The organism is Streptomyces sp. NPDC021225, from assembly GCF_044332865.1.
Taxonomy (GTDB): domain Bacteria; phylum Actinomycetota; class Actinomycetes; order Streptomycetales; family Streptomycetaceae; genus Streptomyces.
The window spans coordinates 1,161,291-1,174,437 of the sequence record NZ_JBIRPV010000002.1; the positions used below are offsets into that span (position 1 = coordinate 1,161,291).

13 protein-coding genes are annotated in these 13,147 nt (G+C 70.0%); 5 read left to right on the forward strand and 8 right to left on the reverse strand.

Features of this window, described 5'->3' with window-relative positions; all coding sequences use genetic code 11:
• Positions 1 to 18: 18 nt before the first annotated feature.
• Entirely contained in the window at positions 19 to 918 is a 900-nt protein-coding gene (locus ACH4S9_RS13260) for a nucleotidyl transferase AbiEii/AbiGii toxin family protein (RefSeq protein WP_398371693.1), read from the reverse strand.
• Positions 918 to 1,532 carry a type IV toxin-antitoxin system AbiEi family antitoxin domain-containing protein gene (locus ACH4S9_RS13265; protein WP_398371695.1) on the reverse strand — a complete coding sequence of 205 codons (615 nt, stop codon included), beginning with the start codon at positions 1,530 to 1,532 and terminating at the stop codon, positions 918 to 920. The genes ACH4S9_RS13260 and ACH4S9_RS13265 overlap by 1 nt, the downstream gene beginning before the upstream one ends.
• A 676-nt stretch (positions 1,533 to 2,208) precedes the next feature.
• Here ACH4S9_RS13265 and ACH4S9_RS13270 point away from each other — a divergent pair.
• The 5 genes from ACH4S9_RS13270 to ACH4S9_RS13290 all read left to right on the forward strand — a co-directional run bounded on the left by ACH4S9_RS13270 (position 2,209) and on the right by ACH4S9_RS13290 (position 6,805).
• Entirely contained in the window at positions 2,209 to 2,547 is a 339-nt protein-coding gene (locus tag ACH4S9_RS13270) for a hypothetical protein (RefSeq protein ID WP_398371697.1), read from the forward strand.
• Between the two features lie 274 nt (positions 2,548 to 2,821).
• Positions 2,822 to 3,553, forward strand: coding sequence for a helix-turn-helix transcriptional regulator (locus ACH4S9_RS13275; RefSeq protein ID WP_158104741.1), 732 nt, complete (start codon positions 2,822 to 2,824; stop codon positions 3,551 to 3,553).
• Positions 3,554 to 3,887: 334 nt separating this feature from the next.
• The gene (locus tag ACH4S9_RS13280; protein ID WP_385344314.1) at positions 3,888 to 5,381 is read left to right on the forward strand and encodes an APC family permease; all 1,494 of its coding nucleotides are present in this window, start codon (positions 3,888 to 3,890) and stop codon (positions 5,379 to 5,381) included.
• 45 nt (positions 5,382 to 5,426) lie between these two features.
• Positions 5,427 to 6,314: a PhzF family phenazine biosynthesis protein gene (locus ACH4S9_RS13285; RefSeq protein ID WP_398371700.1), complete on the forward strand. Its 888-nt coding sequence runs from the start codon at positions 5,427 to 5,429 to the stop codon at positions 6,312 to 6,314.
• A complete protein-coding gene (locus ACH4S9_RS13290; protein ID WP_398371702.1) occupies positions 6,311 to 6,805 on the forward strand; it encodes a RidA family protein in 495 nt (164 codons plus the stop codon). The genes ACH4S9_RS13285 and ACH4S9_RS13290 overlap by 4 nt, the downstream gene beginning before the upstream one ends.
• Before the next feature lie 162 nt (positions 6,806 to 6,967).
• On the opposite strand, the gene ACH4S9_RS13295 is transcribed toward ACH4S9_RS13290, so the two are convergent.
• The 6 genes from ACH4S9_RS13295 to gcvT form a co-directional block, all read right to left on the reverse strand.
• Positions 6,968 to 7,723: a hypothetical protein gene (locus ACH4S9_RS13295; RefSeq protein WP_398371704.1), complete on the reverse strand. Its 756-nt coding sequence runs from the start codon at positions 7,721 to 7,723 to the stop codon at positions 6,968 to 6,970.
• Positions 7,724 to 7,730: 7 nt separating this feature from the next.
• Positions 7,731 to 8,021 carry a hypothetical protein gene (locus tag ACH4S9_RS13300; protein ID WP_385344326.1) on the reverse strand — a complete coding sequence of 97 codons (291 nt, stop codon included), beginning with the start codon at positions 8,019 to 8,021 and terminating at the stop codon, positions 7,731 to 7,733.
• Positions 8,022 to 8,623: 602 nt separating this feature from the next.
• Positions 8,624 to 10,018, reverse strand: a complete 1,395-nt coding sequence (locus ACH4S9_RS13305) for an L-serine ammonia-lyase (RefSeq protein ID WP_398371707.1) — start codon at positions 10,016 to 10,018, stop codon at positions 8,624 to 8,626.
• Between the two features lie 99 nt (positions 10,019 to 10,117).
• Positions 10,118 to 11,383 (reverse strand): serine hydroxymethyltransferase, encoded by a 1,266-nt coding sequence (gene glyA / locus ACH4S9_RS13310; protein ID WP_311730340.1) that lies wholly within the window; start codon positions 11,381 to 11,383, stop codon positions 10,118 to 10,120.
• Positions 11,384 to 11,407: 24 nt separating this feature from the next.
• Positions 11,408 to 11,788, reverse strand: coding sequence for a glycine cleavage system protein GcvH (gcvH, locus tag ACH4S9_RS13315; protein WP_311730339.1), 381 nt, complete (start codon positions 11,786 to 11,788; stop codon positions 11,408 to 11,410).
• A 92-nt stretch (positions 11,789 to 11,880) separates the two neighbouring features.
• Positions 11,881 to 13,032, reverse strand: a complete 1,152-nt coding sequence (gene gcvT / locus ACH4S9_RS13320) for a glycine cleavage system aminomethyltransferase GcvT (RefSeq protein ID WP_311730338.1) — start codon at positions 13,030 to 13,032, stop codon at positions 11,881 to 11,883.
• Positions 13,033 to 13,147: the final 115 nt, after the last annotated feature.

Genomic DNA, 13,147 nt, shown 5'->3' on the forward strand with positions numbered 1-13,147 from the left:
CCTTGCGCCGTTGTTGATTCAGGCCCAAGTGCGGACTGTCGCATCCCAAGTGCGGGTAGCGGCATCCCCTGTCAGCAAGGGTTCCGCGAAGGCGGTGACCTGCCGGACCACCTCCGTGAAGAGCTCCGGGAGGCCGACCATGGTGGGGCCCTGTCGGCGGCGCCAGGCGGTGTAGGAGGTTTGGCGGCGCTCGGCGAGGTCTGTGATTGCCGTGCTGAGAGGCTTCAGAGTGATGCTGCGGTGGGCGGCGGTGGCGGCCAGCGCCATGGTGAGTTCTTCGCCGTCGAGGTTGTTGAGGGCGATCAGGCGGTACAGGTCGGCGTAGTCCCGGTCGCGGGTGTTGAGGTCGCCGAGCGAGACCGCGGTGGAGAGTTTCTCGGCGATGACGGTGGCGATCGGGTAGCCGAGGATCTCAAAGCTCTCCGACGTGAGCTGTTGCGGGTAGTCAATGGTCTGTGGTGCAGGAGTGATGGGGTCGCCGAAGCTGACATCCAGTTGGAGCTTCAGCCGTGCGCGGGCGATGGACGCGGCCATGGACAGGCGCAGACCGTGGTACTCGTCTTCCTCGCGGATGGGAACGGTCTTGAGCGTCGTGGGGTCGAATGTGACTCCGTCGTCGACCTCGGTGCCGGAGATCGTGGCGATCCTGCGGATGATCTCGGCTTCGTCGGCGGGAAACGCGCGGCCGAGGATGTCGATGTCACGGGTCATCCGGCGGGCGCCGAACTGGGCGAGCAATAGGCCGCCCTTGAGGACGAAGTGTTCCTGGCCGAGGGGCGATGCGGACAAGCGGTAGAGGAAGCGTTCGAGTACGTACTCGACCATGGTCTCGTCGGTGGACCGGCCGCTGCGGCGGGCCAGGTTGCGCAGGTCGTTGTAGACCCGGCCGGCGGTGGTGTCGCGAGTCGGGTTGACCATCAGGCGAGCACCGCCTCTACGGCGGGGCGGACGACGGACAGCGCGCCCAATTCGCGGGCGATGTCCTGGAGTTCACTGACTCCGCCACGCCCGTTGCGGCGTAGGTAGCGGCCGAGCGCGGACAGGGCGAGGGTCTCGCCGATGCGGCTGCGATGTCGCATCGCGTCGACGACGCTGCGGGCGGGGCTGTACATGGGGATCGTCTCTCCCGGCGCTGCTTCGAACTGTTCGATGCCGAGGCTGAAGGTCTTGGCGGCGTACTGGGCCACTACGGTCGGCGGATAGGAGATCGTGGGGCGGCGTGAACCCCGTGGCACGGCGATGTGCACTGCTGAGGGGATGTCGTCGATCAGTTCGTGCAGGGCCAGGGCTGACTCACCGCACACGACCGCGCGAGGGGCTCGTGCGCACACGGCCAAGAGGTCCGCATACGCGGTCTCCGGTGCGTCGGCCCGCCGATACACGCCACGGGACAGTTCGTCTATTTCCCCCGTCGCAACCAGGGACGCCAGGTCGCGGGGTGACAGCAAAGCCTGACGCGCCTGTGCTGTGGTGAAGGTGGCGGAGAGTCCGGCCAGCCGTTGCTCCAGGCGCGAGCTTTCCACGGCATTCATGTATCAAATGGTACCCACAAATCCCTCGGAGGGGATCGATTTGATACAGCCTGTCGGCGCGGTGACGTCGGGGTGACGGCGCGTGCCCTTTGACGCCGCTCGGACGGCGGTGGTCCGGCGTGTGGTGAGTGCCACGAACCTCCAGGTCAGGCACCCGTCTCGAGAGGATTTCCCCAGGAACTCTTCAGGGGCTTTCATGCCTGTCGCAGGGAGGTTCCGGGGACGTTCCGCCGCGTCAGCAGGGAAGGCCCCGACAGCGCTGAAAGACACGAAAGCGCTGGTCAGGGCCCATCCCCTCAGCACTCGATGACGTTCACCGCGAGCCCGCCCTGCGCCGTCTCCTTGTACTTGACCGACATGTCGGCCGCTTTTGATCACGGGCGTGACCTGCGGATTTGGCTTGACGAGCCTGACTTGCGGCATGGCCGGGGACTTTTTGCCGTTGCCTGCCTACAAGGTATCCGACGGAGCAAGTTCGACTGCTTCCGTGGACCGCCGTAGCCTCTGATCTGCGGTTTTTCTTTTCCTTGGCCATGGAACGTTCCTCACACCGAGATAAGCCAGTCGCGGCAGCACGATCGATCATCATGACCCGCTGACAGCAGATGTGCGAGAGTGTCGGCTCAAGCGACCGAGGCCAAGGTTTCGGGAGCCCGAAGAAGCGGTCCTCGCCAGGGTGGATGAGATTTCCGGCAAGGGCAGGGTTCCTGGTCTGCTTGTGCAAATCGTCGTCGAAGAGGTCCTCGGCCATGGCCTGCGCCGACTCGGCCCGGTCTGCGGCGCGGTGACAGACGATCATGAGTGCCGGGTCCTCGCCGTGGGTGCGGGGCACCGGCAACGCGCCCGCGCGGATGTCGACGGCCAGGTCGTCGAACGCCCGCGCCATCTGGAACCAGGTGCGGCCCGCCCCGGCATGTCCGGGCGCCGCCCGTCCCAGCGCTCCGACTCGGGCACCTGGTCCAATCGACTGGAAGCTGGTGTCGCCCGCGCGAGTGTGATGCGCCAGAAACCCTGAGGGTCATCGCAGCCGTGCCACGTGGATTGCTCGCCCGTGCCATCCGCACCGTCAACGGCGGAATCACTCGCCCCGAAACCGAACCCATTGCCACTGCGGCCACCCCTCCGACCGCCGAGTCCAACCCGCTGCACCAGCGCAACACCACGAAGACATCACCACCGTCGAGGTCCGCAGACTTCACCCCACCGAGTGAAGATCATCAACGGCATCCCGAAAGTGAGACAGAGTCGAACCATTGACACATCCCCCTTCCGCCATGTTGCATGAAGTCATGGAACATGGTGGTGAAGGGGAGATGGTCGACGGTTCCGCAACGGCGGGCGACGCGGCCCTTGCGGTCGCCGAGCTGAGCCGTCAGTTGGCGCACCCGCTGCGGGTCTTGGCGCTCACCCACGTCTCGCAGCACGGGCCCTGCCCGTTCAGCGAACTGGTCGAGGTGACCGGACAGTCGCAGGCCCAGGTCAGCAATCACCTCGCCGTGCTGCGCAAGGCCGGGCTGCTGGTCACCGAGCGCCAGGGCCGGCAGAGCCTCTACCGGCTGCCCAACGCCTACCTGGCGGAGGTGCTCGCCAACCTGCGCGCCGCCGCCGGAGTCACCTGCGCCGACACGCCGGACCTGCCCGGGCGTGGCGAGGCTCGCGGCTGCTACGACCACGTTGGCGGCCACCTTGGGGTCGGTGTACTGCGCACCCTGATCGACCGCGGCGCCCTCGTCGGCGATCCGCTCGACGACGGGGACCTCGCCGTCGGCCCTGCCGCGGGCGACGTGCTCCCCGACTTCGGCGTCGCGGAGTGGGAACCGCTGCTCGGCGCTCGCCGCCGTTTCGCGTACGGCTGCCCTGACTGGACCGAGAAGGCCCCTCACCTCGGGGGCGCACTCGGCGCCGCCGTCGCCCAGGGATTCCTCGCGCGGCAGTGGATCCGGCCCCGGCACGGCAGCCGCCGCCTCGACCTGACCGCCCTCGGCCGCGAGGCTCTGACCGCTGCCGGAGTGAGCGTCTGACTCTGTCCTCCTCCGACGCGCCCGTTCCCACCCAGTGACGGGCGCCATCCATCACCGTTCGACCCGGTCCAGGTGATCGGCTGGCCGGTGCGGGCTCCACCGTGCTCCGGTGCCCCACGCCCGCGGGCCCCCTTCCGCGCGCTCAACCTCGCGCGCACCGCTCCGTACGGCGGACCTCGTCTCCGCCCGGTCGGCCATCCGTCAGCGCCGCAGCCCGCGGCGCGCGGCCCCTTCCGCACGCCTGCCGTCCCGCTCGTCCAGTCCCGGGACTCCCGCTCCGCGCGCCCCTCCCCGGGCGCTCCCTCCCGTTCCGTACGTCCATGGAAGGTCTTCCATGCCCGAGAAGACAGCGTCAACCCTGCCCGCCGTATCCCCCCTTGCCCGCGTCGTGGGCACTCTTGCCGTCGCCGCTGCCACCCTGGCCGCCGAGTACGGCAGCGGCGTCAACCTCGTCCTCGTCAACGCCCTGGGCGCCCAGCCGGGCGTGACCTACCTCGTGCCGGTCGCCCTCGTCGCCGCCGGCTTCCTGCTCGGCCCCGCTGTGTGGCTCTTCGCCCGGTTCGCTCAGGCACTGCCCCGCGCTGGGTCGGTCTACGTCTGGATGACTCGCACCGTCGGACTCCGCACCGGCTTCGCCGCCAGCGCCCTCTACGTGGTCGGAGTCGTCGGTTCGATCGGATTCCAGAGCTACGGCTTCGCCGTCTTCCTCGGCAGCCTGCTGAAGGCCGTCGGCTGGACATCCGGCGCCGATCTCGCCCAGAGCCCCGGCGGCCACATCGTGCTCGGCGCCGGCCTCCTACTCGTCTTCACCCTGCTTCAGCTCGGCGGTATCCGCTCCTTTGGGCGCGTCATGGCCGTCATGCTCGCCATGGTGCTCGGCGTCGTCGTGCTGACCGTCGCGGTCTGCCTGGCCGGTGACCCGCACGCCTTCGCCGCACACGCCGCGACCCTCCTCGGCCACCCCGTGCACCGCCCCGCCGACGACACCCCCAGCCTCAGCGCGTTCCTCGGCGTCCTGGTGCTCTTCATCTACTCCTACGGCGGCGTGAGCGCCGCGCCCTCCCTCGGCGGCGAGACGCGTGACGGCGGCACCCTGGCCCGCGGACTGGTGCGTGGCTGGGCCGTGGCCATTGTGCTGTACGGTGTCGTGGCCACTTCCGTCTTCCACGCCGTTCCCTGGTACGCCGTGCACCCGCTGGCGGAGGCCGGCCACCAGGACGCTGCCTCCATCCCCGGCATCATCGCCGTGCTCGCCCCGCGCGCCGTCACAGTCGTCTTCGACCTTTTCGTCGTCGTGGTGGCAGGCAAGACCGTCGCGCCGCTGATGGTCGACTGCTCCCGTGTGATGTACGCGTGGAGCCAGGACGGACTGCTGCCCGCCGCCTGCGCCCGCACCACCCGTCGGCAGGTCCCCGTCGTTCCCGTCCTGGTCACGGCTGTGCTGGGCCTGACCTTCCTCGTGGAGGAGGCCACCGCCGGCTTCCAGATCGGCATCGCCTTGCGTTCGGTGACGTTCATGCTGGTGATCGCCGTCGTGGGTGTCGGCTGGCTCGGCCTGAGGCTGCGCCCGGCGGCCCTCCGCCCGCAGTGGGCGCAGGCCCTCGTCGAGCGCCGCGAACTGCTCTTCGCCGCTCCGGCCGCGATCGTCGTCTCCGTCATCATGATCGCCAAGGGCTTTGTGCAGCCGGACACCCCGCTGCTGCTCCAGCCCGTGATGCAGGCACTGGCCACTCTGGTCGTCGCGGTCGTGCTGTGGGTGACCGCGAAACGCCGCCGCGCGGCCATCAGCCTCGTTCCCGAACCCGCCGACACGTCCGTCGCCCCCTGACCGCACCCTGGCAAAGCCGGACACCCGAAAGGAAGTCGATCACCGATGTTTCCCGAAGTTCACTTCGTCACCGTCTTCGCCGACGGACCCGGCGGCGGCAACCCGGCGCCGATCGTGGTCGACGCGGCCACGATGACCGACGAGGAGATGCGGGACGTCGCCCGCCGCTCCGGCCACGAGAGCGGCTTCGTCCTGCCCGCGCCGGTCGGCTCCGGCTGCGACCTCGCCCTGCGCTTTTGGGTGCCGAACCATGAGATGTCGATGTGCGGCCACGTCACCGTCGGCGCCCTGTGGCTGCTGGATCGGCTCGGTCGCCTACCCGGCGACGAGGTCCGCGTGTTCACCCCCAGCGGCATCGTCCTCGGCTGGCTCGGCGGCCCGGTCGGGCGGCGCACCGTGGAGATCAGTCAGCCTCTCGGCGCCGTCGAGCCCCTGGCGGACGACCGGGTCGAGTTCCTGCTCGATGTGCTCGGCATCACGCGGGACGACCTCGCCCCGGCGCCGGTGCAAAACGCCAGCACCAGCCGGGTCAAGACCCTGCTGCCGCTCGCCTCCCCCGCTCTTCTGGACGCCCTACGGCCCGACTTCGACCGCGTCGAGGAGGCCTGCACCCTGGTGGACTCCACTGGCCTCTACCCCTACGCGGTGAGTGATCCAGGCCGCCCGGTCTTCGACGCCCGCCAGTTCCCCCGGTCCTCCGGCTACCCCGAGGACGCCGCCACCGGCATCGCCGCCACCGCGCTCGTCACCGGCCTGCTCGCCGCCGACCGCGTCGCCCCGAACGCCGGGGCGGTGCATGTTCGCCAGGGCCGGGCCATGGGCCGCCCCTCCCGCATTGACGTGCGCTTCGCGCGCGACGGTGACGCGGTCACCGGCCTGCGGCTGGGCGGCGCCGTGGCCCTCGCTGACGGCGCTGAGAGGAGCACCCGTTGACCCCCGAGGCACGGCTCGCGGCCCTCGGCCTGACGCTGCCCGAACCACCCCGCCCCCACGGCGACTACCAGCCCGTCGCCGTGCACGGGGGCATCGCCCTGGTCAGCGGGCAACTCTCCCGGGAGGGCGACGGCGTGGTGCGTGGCCCCGTCGGCCCCGCAACCGCGCCGGAGACCCTCGCCCGTGCCGGTCGGGCCTGCACGTTGCGCGCCCTGAGCGCCCTGCGGCATGAACTGGGCGGCCTTCACGCTGTCGAACGGGTCCTGCACCTGCGGGGGTTCGTCAACGCCGAGCCCGCCTTCGAAGAGCACAGCCGCGTCCTCGACACCGTGTCCCGGCTGCTACACGATGTCTTCGGCGAGCGCGGCCGGCACGCCCGCACCGCGGTCGGCGTCTCCAGCCTGCCGAGCAGGGGACTGCTCGAGATCGAGCTGACCTTGGCCGTCGCCAGGAGGAAAGCAAGACCCGCTTGCGCAGGAGACTCTGGGTGACGCTGGGCCCTCTGTGGGTGATCACGAAGAGCCCCGCGAGTCCTCATGTTGGGGCAGCTTTGGGACGAGGCCGCTGGGATCAAGGGGGCCCGCATAGGATCGGCCTGGGCGTTTCTGCCATGACCCTGATGCGATGTCAGATCTTTCGGCGATTCCGGTCCGTCAATCCCCGAGGAGCTTCCTGGCCTCGGCAGGGTCCATCACGTTCGACCATGCCTGTTCCGCGGGGAGCAGGTCCCGGTCGGGGAGGCGTGATTCGGGGAACCAGCCTTCGCGATCGCAGCCGGGGACGATGTCCAGCACGATGCGGACGAGGTCACCGGGGACCGAGCCGGTGATCCGTACTGCGACGTACGCCTCATGTCCTTCCTGGGCGCGGATCTGGATGCCCAGTGTGAAGGTGTCGTACGCGATGGTGTGCTCGGTGTCGTCCTGGAGTGAGGCGCTGGCGAGTTGGGGGATGGCGCTCTCCAGTCGGCGTACGAAACGGGTGCCTTCCTCCAGGCGGTAGCGCAAGTGGTCATCCCGGTCCGGGAGCAGGCCGCCGACGTACGTCTGCGTGGACAGTGGGCGGGAGTGCTGCGCGTTGTAGGCACTGCGGGCGGCCTTCGCATCGGTGGCGAGGGCTGCGTAGAAGTCGTCGGCTGAGCCGTCCTCGCGGATGCCGGCGGCCACGAGCCACGGACATGGTTCGGACTTCCAGACCGCGCCCCGCCATCGTTGGACTTTGACCTTGAACAGGACCTGGTCGTCGATGGCGCCGATGCGTTCGTGCGGTCGCTCTTCGGTGCCGTTGAAATGCTCCTGGGCTTTGTTCAGCGCAGGGTGATCGACCTCGTCCAGTGGTGTCGTGATGGGCGGGACGGGTAAGCACAGGTCCTCGGTCAGGCAGCGCAGAGTGGGGCGCGTTCGATCCACCGGGGTGTTACCTCTCCTCGCCGATCCCACCGAGCCGGTCGATGTCCTCGGCGGAGATGCCCGTCAGCAGCGCGACGCGGGACTTCGTGGTCCCGTCCAGTACGCGCATGGACTCGGCCATGCCTCGTCGGATCTCCTCGCGGCGGTGCTCTATGTACATGCGCACCGCGTCCGCCACCAGGTCTTTCTTTGTCACCCCGAGGAAGTGCGCGCCCTCGGTGATCAGCTGGTCGGTCTCGAGATCCACCTTCAGGGGAGCTGCCGTGCGTGGCTTCGATTCCGCAGACTGCGTCGTCATGTCCGAACCTCCAGTACCCCAGGGTACTCCGGTACCCGTCGGCGGCGCGGTGGCCAGGCCGCCCGGTGTCGTAGGAGGCCCGCGCCGACTTCGTGATCAGCTTTTCGGCGAGGCGCCACGGCCGGCTGCGCTGTCGCCGTGGGGCTGGTCCGCGATTCCCTGGAGAACGGAGTCGATCACGTGGGCTGCCCATTCGGCGTCCATGGGCCGACCGGCGAGGTGGTCGGCGTAGTACGCCCTCCGACAGCGCTCACCGCCTGCTCCAGATGGCGTCCTCGGGGACCTGGCCGGTACTCTGCGCGGCCCGGAGAACCTGTAGGAAGGTCTCGCGCCTGGGCAGCAGGGTCGCGCTTCTGATCGTCTCGAGGGTTCGTGGTCCGGACTCGCGAAGCCGCGGTCGGCGCGGGCAACTACCAATACGGGCTGCCCACGTGAATGCCACGAAGCTCCATGTCAGACGCCCCTCTTGAGGGGATATCCCAGGGACTTTTCAGGGACTTTCATGCCTGTCCCAGGGAGGTTCCCGGGACGTTCCGCCGAGTAAGCAGGGAAGGCCCTGACAGCGCTGAAAGAAACCAACGCGCTGGTCAGGGCCTATTTCCCTAGCACTCGATGACGTTCACCGCGAGCCCGCCCCGCGCCGTCTCCTTGTACTTGACCTTCATATCGGCGCCCGTCTCCTTCATGGTCTTGATGACCTTGTCGAGGGAGACGTGGTGCCGTCCGTCGCCGCGCAGCGCCATGCGGGCCGCCGTGACGGCCTTCACCGAGGCCATGCCGTTGCGCTCGATGCAGGGGATCTGGACGAGGCCGCCCACGGGGTCGCAGGTGAGGCCGAGGTTGTGTTCCATGCCGATCTCGGCGGCGTTCTCGACCTGCTCGGGGGTGCCGCCGAGGACCTCGGCCAGGCCGCCGGCGGCCATGGAGCAGGCGGAGCCGACCTCGCCCTGGCAGCCGACCTCGGCGCCGGAGATGGAGGCGTTCTCCTTGAAGAGCATGCCGATGGCGCCCGCGGCGAGGAGGAAGCGGACGATGCCGTCGTCGTGGGAGTCAGGGTTCGAGCCGGGGACGAAGTTGGCGTAGTAGTGGAGGACGGCGGGGATGATGCCGGCCGCGCCGTTGGTGGGGGCGGTGACCACGCGGCCGCCCGCGGCGTTCTCCTCGTTGACGGCCATGGCGTAGAGGGTCACCCACTCCATGGCGTGGGTCGCCGGGTCGCCCTCGGCGCGCAGCGCGCGGGCGGCGGTGGCGGCGCGGCGGCGGACCTTGAGGCCGCCGGGGAGGATGCCCTCGCGGGACAGGCCCCGCTCGACGCAGCTTCGCATGACGCGCCAGATCTCCAGCAGGCCCGCGCGGATCTCCGCCTCGGTGCGCCAGGCCTTCTCGTTCTCCAGCATCAGGGCGGAGATGGACAGGCCGGTCTCGCGGGACAGGCGCAGCAGCTCGTCGCCGGTGCGGAAGGGGTACTTCAGCGCGGTGTCGTCGAGCTTGATGCGGTCCGCGCCGACCGCGTCCTCGTCCACGACGAAGCCGCCGCCGACGGAGTAGTAGGTCTTCTCCAGGAGGGGTCGGCCGTCGGCGTCGTACGCGAACAGGGTCATGCCGTTGGCGTGGTACGGCAGCGAGCGGCGGCGGTGCAGCACCAGCTCGGCGGACTCGTCGAAGTCGATCTCGTGCTCGGTGCCGATCTCCGCGTCGAGCAGCCGCAGCCGCTTGGTGGTGCGGATGCGGTCCACCTCGTCGTCGGCGGTCTCGACGTCCACGGTGCGCGGGGAGTGGCCCTCCAGGCCGAGGAGGACGGCCTTGGGCGTGCCGTGGCCGTGGCCGGTGGCGCCGAGGGAGCCGAAGAGTTCGGCGCGTACGGCGACGGTGTGGGCCAGCAGGCCGTCGTTCTTCAGCCGGCGGACGAACATCCTCGCGGCGCGCATGGGGCCGACCGTGTGGGAACTGGACGGGCCGATGCCGATCGAGAAGAGGTCGAAGACGGAGATGGCCACCGGTGAACTCCTTGCGTCTGCACGGCGGGTGCGTGCGTGGTGGTGCGGGGTGTGTGGGGGCGCGGGGGTGGTGCGCCCCCACACACCTTGCGGGCCCGATTACTTCTTCAGGTCCGGGTACAGAGGGTGCTTGTCGGCGAGCGCGGTGACGCGCGCCTTCAGCCCCTCCGCGTCGTAGGACGGCTGGAGCGCCGCGGCGATGATGTCGGCGACCTCGCGGAAGTCGTCGGCGGTGAAGCCGCGGGTGGCCAGCGCCGGGGTGCCGATGCGCAGGCCGGAGGTGACCATCGGGGGGCGCGGGTCGTTCGGGATGGCGTTCCGGTTGACCGTGATGCCGATCTCGTGCAGCCGGTCCTCGGCCTGCCGGCCGTCCAGCTCCGAGTCGCGCAGGTCGACCAGGACGAGGTGGACCTCGGTGCCGCCGGACAGCACGGAGACCCCGGCCTTGGCCACGTCGGGCTGGGTGAGCCGCTCGGCCAGGAGCCGCGCGCCTTCGAGGGTGCGCTGCTGGCGCTCCTTGAACTCCTCGCCCGCCGCGATCTTGAAGGCCACGGCCTTCGCCGCGACCACATGCTCGAGCGGGCCGCCCTGCTGACCGGGGAAGACCGCGGAGTTGATCTTCTTGGCCAGCTCGGCGGTGGACAGGATCACCCCGCCGCGCGGGCCGCCGAGGGTCTTGTGGGTGGTGGTGGTCACCACATGGGCGTGCGGCACCGGGGAGGGGTGCAGTCCGGCCGCCACCAGGCCCGCGAAGTGGGCCATGTCCACCATCAGGTACGCGCCGACCTCGTCCGCGATCCGGCGGAAGGCGGCGAAGTCCAGCTGGCGCGGGTACGCGGACCAGCCCGCGATCACCAGCTTGGGGCGGTGCTCCTTGGCCAGCCGCTCGACCTCGTCCATGTCGACCAGGCCGGTCTCGGCGTCCACGTGGTAGGGCACCACGTTGTAGAGCTTGCCGGAGAAGTTGATCTTCATCCCGTGGGTGAGGTGACCACCGTGCGCCAGGTTCAGGCCCAGGATGGTGTCACCGGGGGAGAGCAGTGCGAACATCGCGGCCGCGTTGGCCTGCGCGCCGGAGTGCGGCTGCACGTTGGCGTGCTCGGCGCCGAACAGCGCCTTGACGCGGTCGATGGCGATCTGCTCGACCACGTCGACGTGCTCACAGCCGCCGTAGTAGCGGCGGCCCGGGTAGCCCTCGGCGTACTTGTTGGTCAGGACCGAGCCCTGGGCCTCCATGACCGCGACCGGAGCGAAGTTCTCCGAGGCGATCATCTCCAGGGTGGACTGCTGGCGGTGGAGTTCGGCGTCGACCGCGGCGGCTACGTCCGGGTCGAGCTCGTGCAGGGAGCTGTTGAGAAGCGACATCAGGGTCCCGATCGAAGGAGGGGGTCAGTTTTCGGTGAAGGAGGAGTAAGCGTCGGCGGAGAGCAGCTCGTCCGGCTCGTCCGTCACCTTCACCTTGAACAGCCAGCCGCCCTCGAAGGGGGCGGAATTCACCAGCGCCGGGTCGTTCACCACGTCCTCGTTGACCTCGGTGACCTCGCCGGAGACCGGCGCGTAGAGATCGCTGACGGATTTCGTGGACTCCAGCTCGCCGCAGGTCTCGCCCGCGGTGACCGTCGTGCCGACCTCAGGGAGCTGGACGAAGACGACGTCGCCGAGCGAGTTGGCCGCGAACTCGGTGATGCCGACCGTCGACACACCGTCCGCGTCGGCGGCCGACAGCCACTCGTGCTCCTTGCTGTAACGCAGCTGCTGGGGGTTGTTCATAGTCCGATTCTCCTGGATACGGGGGAGTGCTTGGGAAACGGGTCTTGCCTGGTGGGACAGGCGGTAGGAGCGGCGGCGGCCGCGACGGGCGCTCAGCGCCGCTTGTAGAAGGGGAGGGCCACGACCTCGTACGGCTCATGGGTGCCCCGGATGTCCACCGACACCCCCGCCGTGCCCGGCGCGGCGTGCCCGGCGTCCACATACGCCATCGCGATCGGCTTCCCGAGGGTGGGCGAGGGCGCGCCCGAGGTGACCTCGCCGATCACCGTGCCGTCCGCGCCGACGACCGCGTACCCCGCGCGCGGGACCCGGCGGCCCGCCGCGACCAGGCCGACCAGCGCCCGCGGCGGGGCGGTCTCGGCCTGCCGCGCCGCCGTCTCCAGGGCCGCGCGCCCGGTGAAGTCACCGGGCTTGCCGAACTTCACCACCCGGCCGAGCCCCGCGTCGAACGGCGTGGTCCCGCGGGTCAGCTCATGCCCGTACAGCGGCATCCCGGCCTCCAGGCGCAGCGTGTCCCGGCAGGAAAGACCGCACGGGATCAGCCCGGCCGGGGCGCCCGCCTCGGTCAGCGCCTGCCACAGCCGCTCGGCGTCCTTCGGCGAGACGAACAGCTCGAAGCCGTCCTCGCCGGTGTAGCCGGTGCGGGCGATCAGCGCCGGGACGCCCGCGACCGTGCCCGGCAGGCCCGCGTAGTACTTGAGGCCGTCCAGGTCGGCGTCGGTCAGGCCGCTCAGGATCGTGGCCGAGGCCGGCCCCTGGACGGCGATCAGCGCATAGGCGTCACGGTCGTCCCGCACGGCCGCGTCCAGGCCCGCGGCGCGCTCGGTCAGCGCGTCCAGCACCACCTGGGCGTTCGAGGCGTTGGCGACCACCAGGAACTCCTGGTCACCGAGGCGGTAGACGATCAGGTCGTCCAGGATGCCGCCCTCGGCGTCGCAGATCATGGTGTAGCGGGCCCGGCCGATGGCGAGCGCCGACAGATGGCCCACCAGCGCCCGGTCCAGGGCGGCGGCGGCCTGTGGCCCGGTGAGTGTGATCTCGCCCATATGGGAGAGGTCGAAGAGTCCGGCGCGGGTGCGCACCGCGGTGTGCTCGTCGCGCTCGCTTCCGTAGCGCAGCGGCATCTCCCAGCCGGCGAAGTCGGTCATGGTGGCGCCGAGCGCGCGGTGCGTCGCGTCCAGCGCGGTACGGCGGGGGCCGGACGAGGCGGACGGGGGAGACGAGGGGGACGGGGCGTCGGTCATGGGGCTGGCTCCAGGGCGGGACGGCGACGAGGACGACGAGGACGAGTCCTCCCCATCTGTCATCGGAACCTGAGAGGTTCGCCGTGACCCCTTCTCCCGGCCGGCGTCGGAGACG

What these genes read in the sequence shown, in the direction of transcription:
- ACH4S9_RS13260 (WP_398371693.1), bottom strand. Translation starts at nt 918, where the DNA reads ATGGTCAACCCGACTCGCGACACCACCGCCGGCCGGGTCTACAACGAC.
- ACH4S9_RS13265 (WP_398371695.1), bottom strand. Translation starts at nt 1,532, where the DNA reads ATGAATGCCGTGGAAAGCTCGCGCCTGGAGCAACGGCTGGCCGGACTC.
- gcvT (WP_311730338.1), bottom strand. Translation starts at nt 13,032, where the DNA reads ATGACCGACGCCCCGTCCCCCTCGTCTCCCCCGTCCGCCTCGTCCGGC.
- glyA (WP_311730340.1), bottom strand. Translation starts at nt 11,383, where the DNA reads ATGTCGCTTCTCAACAGCTCCCTGCACGAGCTCGACCCGGACGTAGCC.
- gcvH (WP_311730339.1), bottom strand. Translation starts at nt 11,788, where the DNA reads ATGAACAACCCCCAGCAGCTGCGTTACAGCAAGGAGCACGAGTGGCTG.
- ACH4S9_RS13300 (WP_385344326.1), bottom strand. Translation starts at nt 8,021, where the DNA reads ATGACGACGCAGTCTGCGGAATCGAAGCCACGCACGGCAGCTCCCCTG.
- ACH4S9_RS13275 (WP_158104741.1), top strand. Translation starts at nt 2,822, where the DNA reads ATGGAACATGGTGGTGAAGGGGAGATGGTCGACGGTTCCGCAACGGCG.
- ACH4S9_RS13285 (WP_398371700.1), top strand. Translation starts at nt 5,427, where the DNA reads ATGTTTCCCGAAGTTCACTTCGTCACCGTCTTCGCCGACGGACCCGGC.
- ACH4S9_RS13280 (WP_385344314.1), top strand. Translation starts at nt 3,888, where the DNA reads ATGCCCGAGAAGACAGCGTCAACCCTGCCCGCCGTATCCCCCCTTGCC.